This is a genomic window from Sulfitobacter rhodophyticola (assembly GCF_041281685.2).
Taxonomy (GTDB): Bacteria; Pseudomonadota; Alphaproteobacteria; order Rhodobacterales; family Rhodobacteraceae; genus Sulfitobacter.
Genome location: NZ_CP166251.2, coordinates 821,662 through 841,177, shown reverse-complemented (window position 1 = coordinate 841,177; position 19,516 = coordinate 821,662). Strand labels below are relative to the sequence as shown.

The following is a 19,516-nucleotide window of genomic DNA, read 5'->3' as shown; positions in this document are numbered from 1 at the left end:
GGGAAAGACAGATGAAATTTACCGAAGAGCATGAATGGCTGCGCGAAGAAGGCGATGAAGTTGTCGTGGGCATCACGACCCATGCGGCCGAGCAGCTGGGCGATGTGGTCTTTATCGAACTGCCCGAGGAAGGCACCACGGTCAGCAAGGATGACGAGATCGTCGTGATCGAAAGTGTCAAGGCGGCCTCCGACATTCTGGCGCCTGTGGATGGCGAAATCACCGAGGTGAATTCAGCGCTGACGGACAACCCCGCGATGGTCAATGACGACCCGCAGGGAGAGGCGTGGTTCTTCAAGATGAAAGTCAGTGATGCGTCACAGATGGACGAATTCATGGATGAAGCCGGTTATCAGAAGTTTATCGGTTGATCCGCGCGAGACTGCCTGAAGGCCGAAAGATATTTCGTGCCTCCGGCGGGGTTTTTATTACCATTTGGAAACAGGGGCCTAGCGATGACTTTCAAACCTACTGATTATTTGCCATACGACTTTGCCAATCGGCGGCACATCGGTCCAAGCCCGGCTGAGATGTCGGACATGCTGAAGGTGGTCGGGGCGAAGTCGCTGGCGGCGTTGATGGATGACACATTGCCCAAGGCCATTCGCATGGAGGGTAGCCTTGAGTTCGGTCGTCCGATGTCTGAGCGCGAGGTGTTGGAGCACATGCGCAAGGTGGCGGCGAAGAACAAGGTTCTGACATCGCTTATCGGGCAGGGGTATCACGGGACGGTGACGCCGCCCACGATCCAGCGGAACATTCTGGAGAACCCCGCATGGTATACCGCCTATACCCCCTATCAGCCGGAGATCAGTCAAGGCAGGCTGGAGGCCCTGCTGAATTTCCAGACGATGGTCTGTGATCTGACCGGGTTGCCGGTGGCGAATGCGTCCTTGCTGGACGAGGCGACGGCTTGTGCCGAGGCCATGACCATGGCGCAGCGGGTGTCGAAGTCGAAATGCGCGGCGTTTTTTGTGGATGAAAATTGCCACCCACAAAACATCGCCGTGATGCGGACAAGGGCAGCGCCGCTAGGGATCGAAGTCATTGTGGGTGATCCGCGTGACATGGATGCAGCGGCGGTGTTCGGTGCGATTTTCCAATATCCCGGTACCTATGGACATCTGCGCGACTTCAGCGATCCGATTGCGGCGTTGCATGAACACAAGGGCATCGCGGTGATGTCTGCCGATCCGCTGGCGCTGACCCTGTTGAAGGAACCCGGCGCGATGGGGGCTGATATCGCCGTCGGATCAACCCAGCGATTTGGTGTGCCGGAGGGGTATGGCGGCCCGCACGCGGCCTATATGGCGTGCAAGGATGCCTACAAGCGGTCGATGCCGGGGCGTATTGTGGGGGTGTCGATTGATGCCCATGGGAACCGCGCCTATCGGCTTAGCCTGCAGACGCGGGAGCAGCATATCCGTCGGGAGAAGGCGACGTCGAATGTCTGTACGGCGCAGGCGCTTCTGGCAGTGATGGCATCGATGTATGCGGTGTTTCACGGGCCGGAGGGGTTGAAGGCGATTGCGCAACGCATCCATCGCAAGACGGTGCGGTTGGCAGAGGGGCTCAAGATGGCAGGGTTCGAGGTGCGCCCGGCAACCTTCTTTGACACCATCACGGTTGAGGTGGGGCCGTTGCAATCGGCGGTCTTGAAATCGGCAGTGGATGAGGGGATCAACCTGCGCCGCGTGGGGGAGACGCAGGTGGGGATCACTTTGGATGAGCGGTCCAAGCCTGCCACGATCGAAGCGGTCTGGCGGGCCTTCGGGATCGACAAGGCGGACAAGGACTACACCCCGCATTATCACATGCCGGACAAGCTCATTCGCGAGACAAAGTACCTGACCCATCCGATTTTCCACATGAACCGGGCGGAGACGGAGATGATGCGCTACATGCGGCGGCTGGCGGATCGCGATCTGGCATTGGACCGGGCGATGATCCCCTTGGGATCGTGCACGATGAAGCTGAATTCCGCGGCTGAAATGACGCCAGTCAGCTGGCGCGAATTTTCGTTGATCCATCCTTACGCGCCTGCGGATCAGGCCGAAGGCTATGCGGTGTTGATTGACGATCTGTCGTCGAAGCTGTGTGACATCACCGGTTATGACGCGATATCCATGCAGCCCAATTCGGGGGCGCAGGGGGAATATGCCGGGCTTTTGACCATTGCGGGATACCACAGGGCGCGCGGGGAGTCGCATCGCAATATCTGCCTCATCCCGATGTCGGCACATGGGACCAACCCCGCTTCGGCTCAGATGGTGGGATGGAAGGTTGTTGCGGTGAAGTCGGCGGAGAATGGCGACATTGATCTGGAGGATTTCCGCGCCAAGGCGGAACAGCATTCCGAGAGCCTTGCGGGCTGTATGATCACCTATCCTTCCACGCATGGGGTCTTCGAAGAAACGGTGAACGAGGTCACGCAAATTACCCATGATCATGGCGGGCAGGTCTACATCGACGGGGCCAACATGAACGCGATGGTGGGCTTGAGCCGTCCGGGTGACCTGGGCGGTGATGTGAGCCACCTCAACCTTCACAAGACGTTCTGCATTCCGCATGGGGGCGGTGGCCCCGGCATGGGACCGATTGGCGTGAAGGCGCATCTGGTGCCGCATCTGCCGGGGGATCCGAATGCAGGCGGCAATGCAGTGTCTGCCGCGCCCTTTGGTTCACCCTCGTTGCTGCCGATCTCATGGGCCTATTGCCTGATGATGGGCGGTGAGGGGCTGACGCAGGCGACGCGTGTGGCGATCCTGAATGCCAACTACATCGCCAAGCGGCTGGAGGGGGCGTTTGATGTGCTTTACAAGGGACCGACAGGTCGGGTGGCGCATGAGTGCATCATTGACGTGCGTCCGTTCGAGGAAAGCGCAGGCGTGACCGTGGATGACATCGCCAAGCGCCTGATTGATTGCGGGTTTCACGCGCCAACGATGTCCTGGCCGGTGGCGGGCACGCTGATGGTGGAGCCGACGGAGAGCGAAAACAAGGCAGAGCTGGATCGGTTCTGCGATGCGATGCTGGCCATTCGGGATGAGATTGCAGCCATTGAAAAGGGCGAGATCGATGCGGTGAACAACCCGCTGAAAAATGCGCCACATACGGTAGAAGACCTGGTGCTGGAATGGGGCGAACGGCCCTATTCGCGCGAACAGGGGTGTTTCCCGCCGGGTGCTTTCCGTGTCGACAAGTACTGGCCGCCGGTGAACCGGGTGGACAATGTGCATGGGGATCGCAACCTGGTGTGCACCTGCCCGCCGATGGAGGAATATGCTGAAGCGGCGGAGTAGGATGCGCGTTTTTTGCGTGCCGTAGTTTGGGTGTCGTTCGGTGGATGGTGCGCAGTGAATGCGCACCCTACACTGCTGAGCAGTGGATCTGTGGGCCACTGGAGCCGTCTCCGGACAAACCCGGAGTGAGCTTGTCGTACTCTGACATACCCTATCGGGTATGCTACGATATCCGTATCCCATGGAATCGGAGATGCTGAATGTCTATCAAAACGAGCGAAAAAGAACTCCTGCAGGAAAGCTTCAGGCGCCTGGAGGCTGATTTTGATACGTTTTCGACAGATTTCTACGAAGCACTTTTCCGGCGCGCGCCCGAGTTGCGCGCGCTTTTTCGCGAGGACCTTGCCGGGCAGGGAATGAAGTTTGTAGCGACCCTGCGTGAGGTCATCTTGAACGCGGAAGATGCGGAAAAGCAGGCCGAAACGCTTGCGGAGCTTGGTTCATTCCATGCGACCATCGGGGTGTCCACGGACAGCTATGACGTCATGGAAGAGGCCTTGATCGATACAATCCGCCAGACCCTTGGGAACAAGGTAACCCCCGATCTGGAAACGGCCTGGCGGAATGCCTATGCCGAAACTGCCGCCACCATGATCCGTTCTGGACACAAGTCCTGAGCCTGTTCCGGCGGTCCCTTGTCGATGTGTCCGGAAGGTTGAATTCTGCGGAGCTTTTTTTGAGGTTGCCAAGTCAAGTCTGACTGCCGTTACGCCAACAGGAACCCGAAGATCTTTTTCAAGCGGTTCCACGTCGGACGGTCGGGCGCCACAAGCAGATGGCCCTCCAATCGGCTGGCATCATATGGTCCGCCATCCAGCATCTCCACATGCGCGCCCGCGCGTTCACAGATCAGCGCACCTGCGGCGTGGTCCCACGGGTGCAGGTTCGCGGTCAGAAGGAAATCGGCGCGGCCTTGCGCAATCATCCGGTATTCATGGGCCGAGCAGCGCAGCGAATGAACGCGGCCGAAGGACGGCAGGGTTTCGGCGACCTTCGGCTTCATTTCAGGCGTGAAGTGGTTGATTGAAACCAGTCCGGTCAGCGTTTCGATTGACTTGCCCATGGCAGCTTTCAATCGCGTCTCGATCCCGCTCGGGCGGTCCATGCGCGCATGGCTTTCGTCATCTGTAATGGCCCAATCGTCCAGCACCGGGTCATAGATCAGGCCGAAGGCGGGGCGACCAAACTGTGTCACGGCGACGATCATGCCAAACACCGCCAGGCCATTAGCGAAATTCCACGTCCCGTCGATGGGATCCAGGATGAAGGCCAGCGGTGCGTCTGCAATCTCTGCTGTCAGGTCTGGATTCTTGGCAGCAGCTTCCTCGCCGATGACAAGGGCGTGGGGGAAAGCGATCTGCAAGGCGCGGGTCATCATCGCTTCGGCGGCCATATCTGCGACGGTGACCAGATCGTCACTGCGGGACTTGGTGAAAATCTCTGATGGTTCAAGGATGCCAAAGCGTGTGGTGATTTCGGCGCGGGCGGCGCGGCGCACGATGTTCACGATCTGCTGCTGTTGGGCAGGGGTGACCGCGCGGGGCAGAGTGGCGGGGAGGGTGTCGTTCATGTGTCGCTCTCGCTCCGTGTCGCATAGAGGGTTTGCCTATTCGCGTGCGCGCAAAACCTGCGCAGGTCGTGCGCCAAGCGCGCCAAGGGCAAAGCCGAGGCTGGACACGACCGTCGCCAGCACCCCGCCGCTGACGATCATCAACGCCGAAGGCCAGATGATTCTAAAGTCCGTCTCCATGACATATCGGCTGACGGCCCAGCCGCCAAGTATTCCCGCCGCAAGGGCGACACTGCCTGCAAAGAAACCCAGCAATACGGCGCGCAGGATAAAACTGCCTGCGATGGAACGCCGGGACGCGCCGAGGGTCTTGAGAACCGCAGCCTCGTAGGTGCGCGCGCTGGTGCCTGCGGCAGCGGCTCCGATCAGGACGATGAACCCCGTCAGCAACGTGGCCAGTGCACCATAGGAGGTGGCAGCGGCGAGCCCGGCCAGAACATCGGCAACCCGATCTATGGCATCGCGCACCCGCACCGCAGTGATATTGGGATAGCGGTTGGCCAGATCGCGCAGGATCGCTGCTTCGGCCTCCGGCGTGGCATAGACGGTGGAGATGAAAGTATGCGGTGCCGCTTCAAGTGCTGAAGGATTCATTGCAAGGATGAAGCCGATCCCAGCGGTGGAGAAATCGACTTCTCTGAAACTGGTGATTTCGCCAGTGATATCGCGCCCCAGGATGTTGACGGTCAGGGTGTCGCCGAGCGTCAGGCCCATTTCCTCGGCTTCTTCCGCCGCGAAACTGATCTGGGTCGGGCCGTTGTAGTCCTCCGGCCACCATTCTCCGGCGGTGATCGTGGTTTCTGCGTCTGGTGTCGCGGCATAGGTCACGCCCCGGTCGCCGTTCAGAACCCAGTGATCACCAGCCATGTCGCTGGCCGGCTTGCCATTGATCTGAGTGATCACACCGCGCAGCATGGGCGCGCTGTCGATGCGGCTGACGGCGGGATCGTTTTCCAGCCGCTCCGTATAGCCGGGCATCTGTTCCTTCTGGATATCGACGAAGAAATACGACGGTGCCACATCGGGCAGGTTGCCGGAAATGGCCTGACGGAGGTTACCGTCGATCTGACCCACCGCGGCAAGTACCGAAAGGCCCAGCCCCAGTGATAACACCACCGCCGCTGCCCCTTCTCCAGGCCCGCTGATCGCAGCCATGGCCCAGCGCAGCCGGGGGTAGCCACGCGTATGGTGTGCGAGTTGGCGCGCCAGAAACCGCAGCAGGAGCGCCGATAGCGCAAGGATGATCAGGGCGCCGGCAATGCCGCCCAGCGTCCAGAGCGTCAGGAACCAGGACCCGTTGAACCATCCTGCCAACGCCACCAGTGCGGCCGCAAGCGCGGCCACGGCTGCGATGTATCTGCGGGCGGGCAGCACCTTTGCCCCTGCCCAGGCATCGCGAAACAGGGTCGCGGCGCGCACGTCCTCGCTGCGGGCAAGCGGCCAAAGCGTGAAGGCAAGTGCGGTCAGCAGACCGTAAAGCGCTGCTTCGAAAAGCGGGCCGGGGTAGATGCTGAAAGCCGCGGGTACAGGAAGCCGCGCTTCGATCAACGGGGCCAGCAGCAGCGGGGCGCCCCCACCCAGCACCACACCGATGGCCACGCCGAGCAGACTAAGCGCGCCGATTTGCATGAAGTAGGTTTGAAACACGGTTGCCCGGTCGGCACCAAGGGCGCGAAGGGTTGCTATCGTACCGGTCTTGCCAGCCAGATACGCCCGCACGGCAGCAGAAACGCCCACACCGCCAACTGCAAGCCCGGAGAGGCCCACAAGCACCAGAAACGCGCTGAGCCGGTCGACGAATTGCGCCACACCCGGGGCGCCGTTGCGGGCATCCGTCCACCGCATCCCGGCATTGGCGAAAGCATCTGCCGCTTCATCCTCCAGCACCTGCAGGTCGGTGCCGGGGCGAACGGTCAGGCGATACTTGCTGTTGAAAAGTGTGCCCGGTGCAAGCAGCCCCGATCCTTCAAGATCCGCACGCCGCAGCAAGGTGCGCGGGCCAAGGGCAAAGCCGCTTGCGGCACTGTCGGGTTCGCGCAGAATCAAAGCGGTCAGGACGAAGTCCTGGGTACCAAGGGTGAAAGCGTCGCCGGGCGCCAGCCCGAGCCTGTCAGACAGGGCGCGTTCCATCACCGCGCCGGGCAAGCCGTCTGCGCCATCCAACGCCTGATCCAGCGGGACTGGTGGGTCCAGCACCATCTCCCCCACAAGCGGATAGGCGTCATCGACAGCCTTTACCTGGGTCAGGGCGCGCTGTTCTTCGACCACGGCCATGGAGCGGAATTCGACAATTTCCGATATCTCCTGTGCACGTGCGGCCATCCACACCCGCTCCTGCGGGGAGGCAAAACGATAGGTGAAATCCAGCTCTGCCGCGCCCCCGAGCAGGGCCGCGCCTTCCCGCTCCAACCCCGCTTCGATGGCTGCGCGAACCGATCCCACGGCGGCAATTGCGGCAACGCCAAGGGCCAGACAAGCCAGAAACAGGCGAAAACCCTTCAATCCGCCGCGCATCTCGCGACGGGCAAAACGGGCGGCCAGATCAAGGCTCATACGAGCCTTCCATCGGCCAGTCGCACCATGCGGTCACACCGTTCCGCCAGCTTGAGGTCATGGGTTACCAGCACCAGCGTTGCGCCATGCGCATCGCGCAGGGAAAACAGCAAATCCATGATCGCGGCCCCATTGGCGCTGTCGAGGTTGCCGGTCGGTTCATCCGCAAGAAGGATCGCGGGTTGCGGGGCGTAGGCGCGGGCAAGGGCGACGCGTTGCTGCTCTCCACCGGACATCTGCGCGGGATAGTGCCCGGTGCGGTGCCCGAGGCCCACGGTTTCCAAGGCGTCGGCGGCGCGGTCGAAGGCATCCTCCGCCCCGGCCAGTTCCATCGGTGTGGCAACGTTTTCAAGCGCAGTCATGGTCGGGATCAGGTGAAAGGACTGAAACACGATCCCCATTCGCCCCCGCGTCGCGTCGCCGCGCCGGAAACGCGCCAGCGCGTCCTCGTTCATCGTGGTCAGATCGTGGCCCAGAGCGCGCACATGACCGCCGGTGGCTTGTTCCAACCCGCCCATGACCATCAGCAGCGATGACTTGCCCGACCCGGACGGACCGGTCAGGGCCAGCGTTTCTCCCGGCTGGACCTCAAGCGAAATGCCGCGCAAAATATCGACGGGTCCGGCGTTGCCCTTGAGGACAAGCATTACATCTTCAAGCTGGAATACTGGTTCTGTCACGGATGGTGGCCCCTCGCCCTGTCCCGCCTCGATATGGAGTTATTATGATCAGGTGCAAGGCGTTAAGTGTGATATTGGCGCTTCTGGCCGGTGTGGCGCAGGCCGACGAAGTGGTCATTGCTGCGTTGGGCGACAGCCTGACCCAAGGGTATGGGTTGCCTGCCGAACAGGGCTTTGTGCCGCAACTGCAAGGCTGGCTGGATGCGCAGGGGGCTAACGTGCGGCTGATCAATGCTGGCGTTTCGGGGGATACGACCGCAGGCGGTCTGGCGCGTGTGGGCTGGACGCTGACGCCCGAAGTTGACGGTATGATCGTCGCGCTGGGCGGCAATGACCTGCTGCGGGGCCTTGATCCGGCGCAGGCGCGCGGGAACATCGAAGGGATTTTGCAGGCGTCCGACCGCGCCGAGGTTGAGGTGCTGCTGATCGGGATGGAAGCGCCGGGGAACTATGGTCCCGATTACAAGGCACAGTTCGATGCGCTGTATCCCGAGTTGGCAGAAGCCTACGGCGCTGGGTTTCTTGAAACTTTCTTTGCTGGTCTGGTGGCCGACGGGGAGGATATGGACCCCGCAGCGCTTCGGGCGTGGTTTCAGCCCGATGGCATTCATCCCAATGCCGAAGGTGTGGCACGCATTGTGGCGCGCGTGGGTCCGGAAGTACTGGCATTGGTCGACGCGATAGAGGCGGAGTGAGGCATGCCGGGGCGGTTCTTCCTCACGACACCGGTGCCCCAGGTCGCGGCAGTGCTTGGGGCACCGCCCGGCGACCTGACCGATGAGCCCGCCCGCCTGAACATCGCTCCCGGCCAACAGATCGTGACCTTCGGGCCCGATGGCCCGAGTCACATGCGCTGGGGCATCATTCCGGTGGGGCGCGTGAACGCGCGGGGGCGACCGGTGATGGAAACGTTGATCAACGCCCGGTCCGAAACGGTGTTCGACAAATCCGCCTATGAAGGAACGGGCCGTGCCGTGGTGCCTGCAAACGGCTGGTATGAATGGACCGGAGAAAAGCGGCACAAGACCGCATGGCGTATCACGCCGAAGGACGGTGGGCTGCTTTGGTTCGCCGCGATCACCGACGTCTGGCAGGGACCGGGCGGCGTAAGAGTACCGCAAGTGGCGACAGTGACCTGTCCGCCGAGCGCTGATGTCGTGGATATCCATCACCGGATGGGCGTTTTTCTGGCACCCACGGACGTCCCTTTGTGGCTTGAGGGAGAAGTGGAGGCCGTGAAGCCGCTGATGCGGCCCTGGCCGGATGGAAGTCTTCAGGTGGAGGAAGCGAGAGGAGTTGATTGGGAGGGCGCTTAGGCTTCCGGGGATCAGGCTGATTGTGGAATTCCGGCCTTATCTCAATCGTAGTCTCCAACAGGGATTGGACGCCGCATGATCCGGTTCGGCAACGGTCGAGCAAACGGAAGCGTGCGTTTGCGAAAGGACACATCAGGGACCACAGCGAGGAACGGGGTGCCCTTCGATCAGCAGCCCGTTCCTCAGTTTGCATGCGACCTCAAGTTCACGCCGGCAAGTTCATTCTGCAGCCATGTGGTTCTTTGAGGACTCCCCTTCGCCAAACCCTTTGGGCACCGGCAGGTCTTGCAGGGTTGCTGCACGTTTTTGCAAGGCGCGCCCGATCACCACGCGGCTGATCTCAGTGGTGCCGTCAACGATCCGCAGCATCTGCGCGAGGCGGGACAAACGATCCAGACCATAGGGTCGCAACAGCCCCATGCCGCCCAACACCTGAGTGCAAGTGTTTGCAGCTTTCACAGCGGCATCCGGTACAAAGCGTTTTGCGTGGGCTGCCATCAACGGCCCTTCGGGACTGCCAAGGGCTTCAGCAGCCTTGCGGTACAAAAGCCGGGACACCTCCAGGTCTGTCGCAACCTCGCCCAGCATCCACTGGATACCGTCCAGATCAAGGTTCTTGGCCCCGAACATCTTGCGGTTCTTCGAATAAGACAGCGCCGTATCCAACGCCGATTGCATCAGGCCGCAGCAGCCAGAGGCGATGGACACGCGGGCAATATCAATAGCCATCAGCGAGCCTTGCAAGCCCTGACCCACAGGCAGAATGATGTTGTCTTCGCTGACCACGACCCTGTCGAGATACATCTCGGACATGGGCAGGAAATTGTACGACGGTGTCTCATACATCGGACCAAAGCTGAGGCCCGGTGCGTCGGCGGGAATGGCGATCATCGCCATGTCCTTGTGGCCGGGTGTGTCGCTGGTTTTCACGACGGTGAAATAGATGTCAGCTTCGGTTGCAAGGCTGACCCATGCTTTTGAGCCACTGATCGTCCAGGTGCCGTCGCCATTGATCGTGGCGCGGGTGTACATTTGCATTGGGTCGGATCCCGATTGGGGCTCGGTCAGTGCGAAATTCGCCAGCTTGCGACCAGATGTCAGATCGCGCGCCCATTTTTCCTTGAACGCATCAGTGCCATAGCCGCATCCCGCGAAGGTGCAGATGTTGTGCATCGACAGGGCAAAGGCATACGCGCCGTCACCCAGTCCGAGCTGTTCATAGACCTGGATCCCCTCGGACAGGGGCAAGCCTTGGCCGCCGAATTCTTCCGGAGCATAAAGTCCGGTCAGACCTGCAGCACCGGCTTGGTCTGACGCATCGCGTGGCCATCGCTTTTCACTGTTCCACGTGTCCACATTGGGAGCAATCACCTGCGTGGCATGATCGCGCGCGGCTTGCAGGATCGAGGTAAGCTTGTCTGTCATGGGAAGATCCTTTTACGGTGGGTATTGTCGCATGGCGCCAACCACCGCCAGCCATGGAGGGCCATCGAGACGGGGTCACCATACGAAAGTTCAAGTTGGAATTTTGTATTTGAACTGAAATCTAGAGATCTCGCACGCAGGCATCAATCTCTTGGCGTGACAAGATATTGTCTAAAAGTGACAGAATTACTGCTTGCGTCGGTAGGCGCTCGGTGTGCCGTCCGTCCATCGATGGAAGGCCTTGTGAAAACTGGCTGAAGAAGAAAATCCAATATCAAGCGCTATGGCTTCAATGCTTTTTCGACCCGCTTGAAGATCGCGGATCGCAATGTCGCGGCGCAGGGCATCCTTGATGGTCTGAAATGTCGTTCCATCCGCATCGAGCCTGCGCATCAAGGTACGTGGTGTCATGTGCAGCGCGCGCGCGGCATGGGTCAGGGTTGCATCGTCCCATCCGCATTGGCTCAGATAGGTTCGGACACGCAGCGATTGCGTATGTTCTCGCGACCGCGTGAAAATCCAGTCGCGCGGCGCATTCTGCAGGAAACGATCAAGGTCGGACGTGCTGCGCGCCTCAACCGGACCCAGCATACCAGGATCGAAGGCGATTGACGTAGCGGGCTTGCCGAAGTGCAAGGGTGCGGGAAAGATAACCGTGTAGTCCTGATGAAACTCCGGACGCTCAAAGGCGAATTCGACAGCTTGCACGGGCACCTCGTGCCCTGCCAACCATGACATCAGCCCGTGTGCGAGTTTGAGGATCAGCATGTGACCGAACCGCTGAACCGACACATTGCCTTGGGGTTTCAGGGTAAGGACCAAAGTGCTTTTGGTGTCGTCCAGGTCAAATTGATAATCATCCAGCAGCAGGTTCCAGAACGTCGAAAACCGGTACAACGCCGAAGGAAGCGATGTTGCTTCTCGCACAGATGTCAGAAGATGCTGCAATGCTCTGGGCCGGATCGGGCGGCTCCACAGTCCCATCATTTCGTCGCCGGTTTCCACGGCGGCAAGCTGATAAAGGCATACGATCTGATCCAGCGTAACCCGGCCGAAACGCTGCGGGTGTTGGGAAATCAAACCCGACCTTTTCATGAGGGACGCCAATTCGGCGTCCGAGCAAAGCGAACGCAGTGCAAGAAGCCAATCATCAATGAACTGGCTTGAGACGGTTGAGAGGATCGTTGGAGTGGTATTGGTCATCTTTTCATCTCACTCCTGAAAGCACCCCGCAACATGGATCGCATTGAACCCAATACCGCCCTTACACATCAATCACCGTTCTGGGAGGCGTTTCATAAGCGATGTATTTCTTTACATATTCCAGCCGCTTGGAACCCCAGATTTGCGCCACCAGCCAGAGCGACATCTCAATGCCCGAGGTCACGCCACCCGCAGTCACGAGGTTGCCGTCGCGCAGGACGCGGATACCTTCGATGACGTTTGCACCGGTGGCTTCGCGCAGTTCATCGATAAACCAGTGATGGGTGGTGATGCGGCGGCCTTCTGTCAGGCCAGCGCCAACCAGCAGGAAAGTGCCTGTGCAGACGCTGGTGATCCAGGTGCAGGTGGGCGCGGCGCCCTGCAACCATGCTACGGTGGCAGGATTGTTGACCTGTTCTTTTGCACCATCGCCGCCGGGCACGATGATCACGTCGGGCTTGGGAATGTCGGCGTAGGTGTGCGTGGGAAAGACCCGCATGCCTTTTTCGCAGATGATCGGCTCAAGGTGCTCCGCGACAAGGCTGATGCGCCAGTCCGGATCGTCCTGTACGGCTGCACCCAGTGTTTCCCAGGGGCCGACAAAGTCCATTTCTTCGGCATGATCGAAGATCACAATCGCGATTGTTCTGGTCATTGTGAGTGCTCTTGCGCGGTATTCCGGAAATGCAAACGGACGCCGCAGCGCCCGTTTGTATGATCTTACTTACGTCGGACCCGCGCGTCAGGCCAGTGCGATATTGCTTGCGCTTTCGCGGCCATCCCGGCCTGCTTCGATGTCGAAGGTGACCTTCTGGTTGTCTGCAAGTCCGGTCAGTCCTGCCCGTTCGACCGCCGAGATGTGCACGAACACATCCTTGCCGCCGCCGTCAGGTGCGATAAAGCCGTACCCTTTGGTGGTGTTGAACCATTTTACGGTGCCAGTTGCCATGACCCCATTTCTCCTGTCGTTGGTCTGCCCGCAGTATGCGGCAGCTTGGCTTGGACGAATACTTCTTCGGCCCAGTGACCCAAAGGCAGGTGGTGTCGAAATTCTTTCGTGCAGCTTTGATATTGTGGCAAATGAGATTTCAAACCGCAAGTTGTTTACCTAGCGTCATGCAGCGCATTGGCCGAATGCAGCGCAAACTTCACAAAACGGAAATAATTTTACCAGTTGATAAAAAATTTGATCCGTGAGAGCGTTTGACAGTCCAGCCAGCATGAGGGTGCGCCAAATGTCATCAGATGTTTTTCAACCAGGGGTGAAAGCCGGGCGTTTGCCTGCGGCGGAGTACGAAGCGCAGTTTTCCGATCTTCATCCGGCGCTTGCTCCGCACGAGGCTGTCGTGGCGGCAGATCGCTGTTACTTCTGCCACGATGCGCCCTGCATCACGGCCTGCCCTACGGACATCGACATACCGCTGTTTATTCGCCAGATCGCCACGGGCACGCCTGATGCGGCAGCCAAGACGATCCTAAGCCAGAACATCATGGGCGGGATGTGCGCGCGGGTCTGCCCGACGGAAACGCTTTGCGAGGAAGCCTGCGTGCGGGAATTGGCGGAGGGCAAGCCGGTGCTGATTGGCCAGTTGCAGCGCTATGCGACGGACCATTTGCAGGCGCAGGGCGTCCATCCTTTTGAACGTGCCGCGTCCTCTGGCAAGAAGGTCGCAGTGGTCGGGGCGGGGCCAGCAGGGCTGGCCTGTGCGCATCGTTTGGCGATGCTGGGCCACGATGTGGTTATCCATGATGCGCGGCCCAAACCGGGGGGGCTGAACGAATACGGGATCGCGGCCTACAAGACACCTGATGGGTTCGCGCAGGCAGAGGTTGATTGGCTGCTCAAGATCGGCGGCATCGAGATCAGGCACGGTGAAGCGCTGGGCAATGGCGTGACACTTGAGGGGCTGAGGGAGACCTATGACGCGGTATTTCTGGGGATTGGGTTGGCCGGGGTGAACGCCCTCGGGGCCACCGGTGAGGACAAGGAGGGCGTCAGGGACGCTGTGGACTTCATTGCGGACTTGCGTCAGGCGAGCGACGTGGCACAGATCCCGATAGGCCGCGATGTGGTTGTGATCGGTGGCGGGATGACGGCGGTGGATGCCGCCGTGCAGGCCAAATTGCTGGGCGCGCTGAACGTGACGCTGGTTTACCGGCGGGGCCGCGACCGGATGAACGCAAGCGTGTTCGAGCAGGATCTGGCGGCGTCCAAAGGCGTGCGGATCGTGACGCATGCGGTGCCGGTTGCGGTGCATGGCAACGGGGCGGTGCGCGAGATCGAGTTTGAATACGTGGATGACGCCATGAAGGGCACTGGACAGATGCTGAAACTGGTGGCGGATCAGGTGTTCAAGGCGATCGGTCAGACGCTGGAGGGCGAAGAACTTCCTACGCTGGAGGGGCGCAAGATCAAGGTTGATGCCAACGGGCGCACCTCCGTTGACAAGGTCTGGGCGGGAGGAGACTGCGCATCGGGCGGAGATGATCTGACAGTGACCGCCGTGGCCGAGGGCCGGGACGCCGCTGAGGACATTCACGCGAAAATCTGTTAAGATGGGAGCCTTTCAAAAGCAGATTTTGGAGGCTGTCATGTCAGACGCTGCGTCGCATGTTATCCAACACTACGAAACCGGTCCGGTTCTGGAGCGGATCAAGGCCGGTCTGAAAGAGGCTGGCGTCAAGCTTGATCACGTCACACCGGAAGATCTGAAGCCGGTGGACGAATTCCACACTGGCGGGCTTGAGGCGACAGAGGAACTGCTGATGCCGCTAGGCATCACCAAGACGACCAGGGTTCTTGATATCGGAAGCGGCATTGGCGGCACGGCGCGCTTTATTGCCACCCGCTTTGGTGCGACCGTGCATGGGGTCGACCTGACGCCTGAGTTTGTACAGGCCGCCGAGGCGCTGAGCGCGATGGTGGGGCTTGCCAACAAGACACGGTTCGAAGTTGGCAGCGCGCTGGATTTGCCTGTGCCCGAGGCAACCGTCGATCTGGTCACCATGATGCATGTCGGCATGAATATCGAAGACAAACCCGCGCTTTTTGCAGAAGTCGCCCGGGTTCTGGTTCCCGGCGGTCGTTTTGCGCTTTTCGATATCATGAAGCCCGGCGATCTCGCGCTGCCCTTTCCGGTTCCCTGGGCCAGCACGCAGGAAAGTTCGTTCGTCGACACGCCGAAGGTCTACCGCGACGCCGCGTCGTCCGCCGGTCTGTCACTGATCGCAGAGCGGGACCGAACCGATTATGCGATTGATTTCTTTACCCGGATCACCGCGGCCTCGGACGGGACGAACACCCCGCCGCCACCCCTTGGCCTTCATCTGTTGATGGGGGCTGCCGCACCAGAGCGGTATGGCAATGCCGTCCGTGCTGCACTTGGTGGTGCAACGGCGCCTTGGGAGATGATTTTTGAAAAACCTAAGTGAGACGCATCCTCAAGGAGGGCTAGCATGGCTGATCTGACAACTGATTTTCTGGGGATCACTTCCCCGAACCCGTTCTGGCTGGCCTCTGCGCCGCCGACGGACAAGGAATACAACGTCCGGCGCGCGTTCGAGGCCGGGTGGGGTGGTGTCGTATGGAAGACGCTGGGGTCCGAAGGGCCACCGGTGGTTAACGTCAATGGGCCGCGATACGGGGCGATCTATGGGGCGGACCGGCGTTTGCTGGGGTTGAACAACATCGAATTGATCACCGACCGTGACCTTTACACCAATCTGGAGGAGATCAAGCGGGTCAAAGCCGACTATCCGGACCGCGCAATGATCGTGTCGATCATGGTGCCGTGCGAGGAAGCGGCATGGAAGGCGATCCTGCCGCTGGTGGAGGACACCGGTGCGGATGGGATCGAGCTGAACTTTGGCTGTCCGCACGGGATGAGCGAGCGCGGCATGGGCGCGGCCGTGGGGCAGGTGCCTGAATACATTGAAATGGTGACGCGCTGGTGCAAGCAATACTACTCCAAGCCCGTGATCGTGAAGCTGACGCCAAATATCACGGATATTACCAAACCTGCGGCAGCAGCGCGCGCGGGCGGGGCCGATGCGGTGAGTTTGATCAATACGATCAATTCGATCACGAGCGTCAACCTCGACACGCTGTCGCCGGAGCCGTCGATTGACGGCAAGGGATCGCATGGGGGGTATTGCGGCCCGGCAGTCAAGCCGATTGCGATGTCGATGGTGTCCGAGATCGCGCGCGGGGATGAGACGCGGGGGATGGAAATCTCCGGCATTGGTGGGATCACCACGTGGCGCGATGCGGCGGAGTTCATCACGCTGGGTTGCGGCAATGTGCAGGTGTGCACGGCGGCGATGACCTATGGGTTCAAGATCGTGCAGGAGATGATCAGCGGTCTGTCGGAATGGATGGATGAGAAGGGGCATACGAGCATCGCCGACTTCAAGGGTGCGGCGGTGCCGAATGTGACGGATTGGCAGTATCTGAACCTGAATTACGTGGCCAAGGCGGTGATCAATCAGGACCTGTGTATCTCCTGCGGACGCTGTTTTGCGGCGTGTGAGGACACCAGCCATCAGGCGATTGCCATGTCGGAGGACCGCAGCTTTACCGTGATCGATGAGGAATGCGTGGCGTGCAACCTGTGTGTGAACGTCTGCCCGGTGGAGGATTGCATCACGATGGAGGCAATGGCCCCCGGAACTGTTGATCCGCGCACCCGAAAGGTTGTCCAGCCGGAGTATGCCAACTGGACAACACATCCCAACAATCCTGCCACCAAGGCAGCGGAGTAATGCCTGCGGCGGGTTGATCAAGCCCGCATGAGAAACGGCAGGGTCGGTAAGGGCAGTGGCATTTCCTGTGCCCGCTGCCGGGTTTGTTCGGCCATGTCCACGATTTCCGTAGGTTCGGCGGGGGACTGTGCCCGGATCGCCGGGTCGTCCTTCGCGGTGCTTTCCGCCTGTGCCGTCACGATCGAACGCGGTGTGGCATCTGCGGGCCGTTCCGGTGGCCTGTCCAACTTAAGGGGTCTTTGGGCGGCGGCACCGCCCGCCCCGGCACCGCTGCCGTCATAGGACGTCGATGACCCGCTTTTGCCGGCATCGGCGCTGGATTGCGTTGGTGTGACCGCCTGAGGGGTCATGGCACCCGCCGCCGCGTAAGTCATGCCCAGACTGCCGCCTATGGGCTGTTGCGCCTGCGGCGCGTAAGGATTTGTCAGCAAAAGTACACTCATCTCTGCTCCTGTTGATTGCTAAGGAGCCCACCACCCGCACCAAAAGTGCGCCTTGCAGCTTAACAAGATACTAATGCCCGGTCGGTATCGTGCCAAAAGGTTAACGGGGCGGTCAGCGCGCTTCGGGGAGGCTCAGCAACGCGCCGAACATCTGCGCCAGATGGCGGCTGGCGCGTGCATGTGTCTCATCGGGGGTATCCAGCAGAACCCGTACCTGCGCATCAAAATCAGCGTAGTGCTGCGTGGTGGCCCAGATCGAGAAGATCAGGTGTTGCGGGTTCAGTGAAGGCAGCGCGCCTTCATCGATCCAGCGCTGGATCAGGGCGCATTTTTCGTCGAAGAGCGGTTTGAGATGGCGTTCCAGATCAGGCGACATGCGGGGCGCGCCTTGAAGAATTTCGCCTGCAAACAAACGGCTTTCCTGGGGCAGGTCGCGCGCCATGTCGAGCTTGCGCTGGACATAGCTCAGGATTTCGTGGCGGGGATCACCTTCGGCGTTCAACTTGATCAGCGGGTCGAGCCAGCTTGTCATCAGGCGGTTCAGCAGGGTGACGTGGATTTCGGCCTTTCCGTCGAAATAGTACAGGATGTTGGGTTTGCTCAGGCCCGCCTCAGCCGCGATCTGGTCCAGCGTGGTGCCGCGATAACCATGGCGCGAAAAGACCTCGAGCGCCGCATCGAGGATCATCTTGCGATTGCGGGTCTGGATACGGCTGGGTTTCTTATCGGTCTGGTTCTCTTGGGTCACGCGGCGTCTTTCTGGTGGCAAGTGCCGCAGGAACGGGCAACTGGGAAGGGCTGCCCCGGAGGGCATAAAGCAGTTCTTGACAGAGGCAAGCCTAACCGCAATCGTGTATTTACCAAATGGTAAAATTTTTTCGACGCCGCCAGCCTGACAAAGGAGCCTCCCATGACCGCGCCCGGCCAGAACCTCAAGATCAACCCGGACCGTTTGTGGGACAGCCTGATGGAGATGGCCAAGATTGGTCCCGGCGTTGCAGGCGGCAACAATCGCCAGACGCTGACGGATGAGGACGCCGAGGGGCGTGCATTGTTCAAGCGCTGGTGCGAGGATGCCGGGTGCAGCATGGGCCTTGACCAGATGGGCAACATGTTTGCCCGGCGTGAGGGCACAGACCCGGACGCCTTGCCGGTCTACGTGGGCAGCCATCTGGATACGCAGCCGACGGGCGGGAAGTATGACGGCGTGCTGGGCGTTCTGGCCGGGCTGGAGTTGATCCGCACCCTCAATGATCTGGGTATCAAGACCAAGCACCCGATCGTGGCGACGAATTTCACCAACGAAGAGGGCACGCGGTATGCGCCGGCGATGCTGTCTTCGGGCGTATTCGCGGGCGTGCACACGCAGGATTGGGCCTATGCCCGCGAGGACGCAGAAGGCAAGGCCTTTGGTGATGAACTCAAGCGGATCGGGTGGCGTGGCGAGGAAGAAGTCGGTGCGCGCAAGATGCATGCGTTTTTTGAGTTACACATCGAACAGGGGCCAATTTTGGAAGCCGAGGGCAAGGAGATCGGCGTTGTCACCCACGGTCAAGGGCTGAGCTGGACCCAGGTGACGGTAACGGGCAAGGACAGCCACACCGGATCGACGCCGATGCCGTTGCGCAAGAACGCGGGCCTTGGCATGGCGCGAATACTGGAAAAGGTGGACGAGATTGCATGGTCCCACGCACCGCACGCGGTGGGCGCCGCGGGGCATATCGATGTCTACCCGAACTCGCGCAATGTCATCCCCGGTAAGGTTGTTTTCACGGTTGATTTCCGATCGCCGGATCTAAGCGTCATTGAGGACATGGAGGCGCGGTTGCGCGTCGAGGGGCAGAAGATCGCGGATGACATGGGACTGGAGGTGGCTTTCGAGAAGGTCGGCGGGTTTGATCCGGTGGCTTTTGATGACGGATGTGTGCGCGCGGTGCGCGATGCGGCTGAAAGGCTGGGATATTCCCATATGAACCTGATTTCGGGTGCGGGGCATGATGCGTGCTGGATCAATAAGGTTGCGCCGACGGCAATGGTGATGTGTCCTTGTGTGGATGGGTTGAGCCATAACGAGGCGGAAGAGATTTCCAAGGAATGGGCGATGGCGGGGGCGGATGTGCTGCTGCATGCGGTTGTGGAGACGGCTGAAGTTGTGGGGTGAGACAGGGCGCGATTTCTTCGAAGAAATCGGTGCGGAATTTTCGGAAATTCCGGGGTGCTTTGTCGGATGTGACGGGCTTGGGTTGAGTGTTGCGTCGCTCGG

18 protein-coding genes are annotated in these 19,516 nt (G+C 60.3%); 9 read left to right on the top strand and 9 right to left on the bottom strand.

The window, feature by feature from the left end; all coding sequences use genetic code 11:
- Window positions 1-11 precede the first annotated feature (11 nt).
- The 3 genes from gcvH (at window position 12) to AB4X18_RS05110 (ending at window position 3,919) form a co-directional block, all read left to right on the top strand.
- Entirely contained in the window at window positions 12-371 is a 360-nt protein-coding gene (gcvH, locus tag AB4X18_RS05120; RefSeq protein WP_370399086.1) for a glycine cleavage system protein GcvH, read from the top strand.
- 84 nt (window positions 372-455) lie between these two features.
- Window positions 456-3,302, top strand: a complete 2,847-nt coding sequence (gcvP, locus tag AB4X18_RS05115; protein WP_370399085.1) for an aminomethyl-transferring glycine dehydrogenase — start codon at window positions 456-458, stop codon at window positions 3,300-3,302.
- Window positions 3,303-3,502: 200 nt separating this feature from the next.
- Window positions 3,503-3,919 (top strand): globin domain-containing protein, encoded by a 417-nt coding sequence (locus AB4X18_RS05110; protein ID WP_370399084.1) that lies wholly within the window; start codon window positions 3,503-3,505, stop codon window positions 3,917-3,919.
- 89 nt (window positions 3,920-4,008) lie between these two features.
- Here the strand turns inward: AB4X18_RS05110 and AB4X18_RS05105 are convergent, their stop codons facing one another.
- The 3 genes from AB4X18_RS05105 to AB4X18_RS05095 are packed head-to-tail and all read right to left on the bottom strand — an operon-like array spanning window position 4,009 to window position 8,072.
- The gene (locus tag AB4X18_RS05105; protein WP_370399083.1) at window positions 4,009-4,872 is read right to left on the bottom strand and encodes an inositol monophosphatase family protein; all 864 of its coding nucleotides are present in this window, start codon (window positions 4,870-4,872) and stop codon (window positions 4,009-4,011) included.
- 36 nt (window positions 4,873-4,908) lie between these two features.
- A complete protein-coding gene (locus AB4X18_RS05100; protein WP_370399082.1) occupies window positions 4,909-7,425 on the bottom strand; it encodes an ABC transporter permease in 2,517 nt (838 codons plus the stop codon).
- Entirely contained in the window at window positions 7,422-8,072 is a 651-nt protein-coding gene (locus AB4X18_RS05095) for an ABC transporter ATP-binding protein (protein ID WP_370402580.1), read from the bottom strand. The genes AB4X18_RS05100 and AB4X18_RS05095 overlap by 4 nt, the downstream gene beginning before the upstream one ends.
- 77 nt (window positions 8,073-8,149) lie before the next feature.
- Between AB4X18_RS05095 and AB4X18_RS05090 the strand changes: the two genes are divergently transcribed.
- Window positions 8,150-8,800 (top strand): arylesterase, encoded by a 651-nt coding sequence (locus tag AB4X18_RS05090; protein WP_370399081.1) that lies wholly within the window; start codon window positions 8,150-8,152, stop codon window positions 8,798-8,800.
- 3 nt (window positions 8,801-8,803) lie between these two features.
- The gene (locus tag AB4X18_RS05085) at window positions 8,804-9,421 is read left to right on the top strand and encodes an SOS response-associated peptidase (RefSeq protein WP_370399080.1); all 618 of its coding nucleotides are present in this window, start codon (window positions 8,804-8,806) and stop codon (window positions 9,419-9,421) included.
- A 219-nt stretch (window positions 9,422-9,640) separates the two neighbouring features.
- Here AB4X18_RS05085 and AB4X18_RS05080 read toward each other — a convergent pair whose 3' ends face one another.
- The 4 genes from AB4X18_RS05080 to AB4X18_RS05065 all read right to left on the bottom strand — a co-directional run bounded on the left by AB4X18_RS05080 (window position 9,641) and on the right by AB4X18_RS05065 (window position 12,998).
- Window positions 9,641-10,846: an acyl-CoA dehydrogenase family protein gene (locus AB4X18_RS05080; protein WP_370399079.1), complete on the bottom strand. Its 1,206-nt coding sequence runs from the start codon at window positions 10,844-10,846 to the stop codon at window positions 9,641-9,643.
- Window positions 10,847-11,032: 186 nt separating this feature from the next.
- The gene (locus AB4X18_RS05075) at window positions 11,033-12,049 is read right to left on the bottom strand and encodes an AraC family transcriptional regulator (protein WP_370399078.1); all 1,017 of its coding nucleotides are present in this window, start codon (window positions 12,047-12,049) and stop codon (window positions 11,033-11,035) included.
- Window positions 12,050-12,110: 61 nt separating this feature from the next.
- The gene (locus AB4X18_RS05070; protein WP_370399077.1) at window positions 12,111-12,704 is read right to left on the bottom strand and encodes a DJ-1/PfpI family protein; all 594 of its coding nucleotides are present in this window, start codon (window positions 12,702-12,704) and stop codon (window positions 12,111-12,113) included.
- Window positions 12,705-12,791: 87 nt separating this feature from the next.
- On the bottom strand, window positions 12,792-12,998 hold the full coding sequence (locus AB4X18_RS05065; protein ID WP_370399076.1) for a cold-shock protein: 207 nt from the start codon (window positions 12,996-12,998) through the stop codon (window positions 12,792-12,794).
- A gap of 286 nt (window positions 12,999-13,284) precedes the next feature.
- On the opposite strand from AB4X18_RS05065, the gene AB4X18_RS05060 reads away from it, so the two are divergent.
- From AB4X18_RS05060 to preA, 3 genes are read left to right on the top strand one after another with little or no spacing between them, the layout of a single operon-like run.
- Window positions 13,285-14,604 carry an NAD(P)-dependent oxidoreductase gene (locus tag AB4X18_RS05060; protein WP_432817145.1) on the top strand — a complete coding sequence of 440 codons (1,320 nt, stop codon included), beginning with the start codon at window positions 13,285-13,287 and terminating at the stop codon, window positions 14,602-14,604.
- A 37-nt stretch (window positions 14,605-14,641) separates the two neighbouring features.
- Window positions 14,642-15,481, top strand: coding sequence for a class I SAM-dependent methyltransferase (locus AB4X18_RS05055; RefSeq protein ID WP_370399075.1), 840 nt, complete (start codon window positions 14,642-14,644; stop codon window positions 15,479-15,481).
- 24 nt (window positions 15,482-15,505) lie between these two features.
- Window positions 15,506-16,810 carry an NAD-dependent dihydropyrimidine dehydrogenase subunit PreA gene (gene preA, locus AB4X18_RS05050; protein ID WP_370399074.1) on the top strand — a complete coding sequence of 435 codons (1,305 nt, stop codon included), beginning with the start codon at window positions 15,506-15,508 and terminating at the stop codon, window positions 16,808-16,810.
- A 17-nt stretch (window positions 16,811-16,827) separates the two neighbouring features.
- Here the strand turns inward: preA and AB4X18_RS05045 are convergent, their stop codons facing one another.
- Window positions 16,828-17,253 (bottom strand): hypothetical protein, encoded by a 426-nt coding sequence (locus AB4X18_RS05045; protein ID WP_370399073.1) that lies wholly within the window; start codon window positions 17,251-17,253, stop codon window positions 16,828-16,830.
- Window positions 17,254-17,365: 112 nt separating this feature from the next.
- Window positions 17,366-17,941, bottom strand: a complete 576-nt coding sequence (locus tag AB4X18_RS05040; protein ID WP_370402579.1) for a TetR family transcriptional regulator C-terminal domain-containing protein — start codon at window positions 17,939-17,941, stop codon at window positions 17,366-17,368.
- 222 nt (window positions 17,942-18,163) lie between these two features.
- Between AB4X18_RS05040 and AB4X18_RS05035 the strand changes: the two genes are divergently transcribed.
- Window positions 18,164-19,414 (top strand): Zn-dependent hydrolase, encoded by a 1,251-nt coding sequence (locus tag AB4X18_RS05035; RefSeq protein WP_370399072.1) that lies wholly within the window; start codon window positions 18,164-18,166, stop codon window positions 19,412-19,414.
- Window positions 19,415-19,516: the final 102 nt, after the last annotated feature.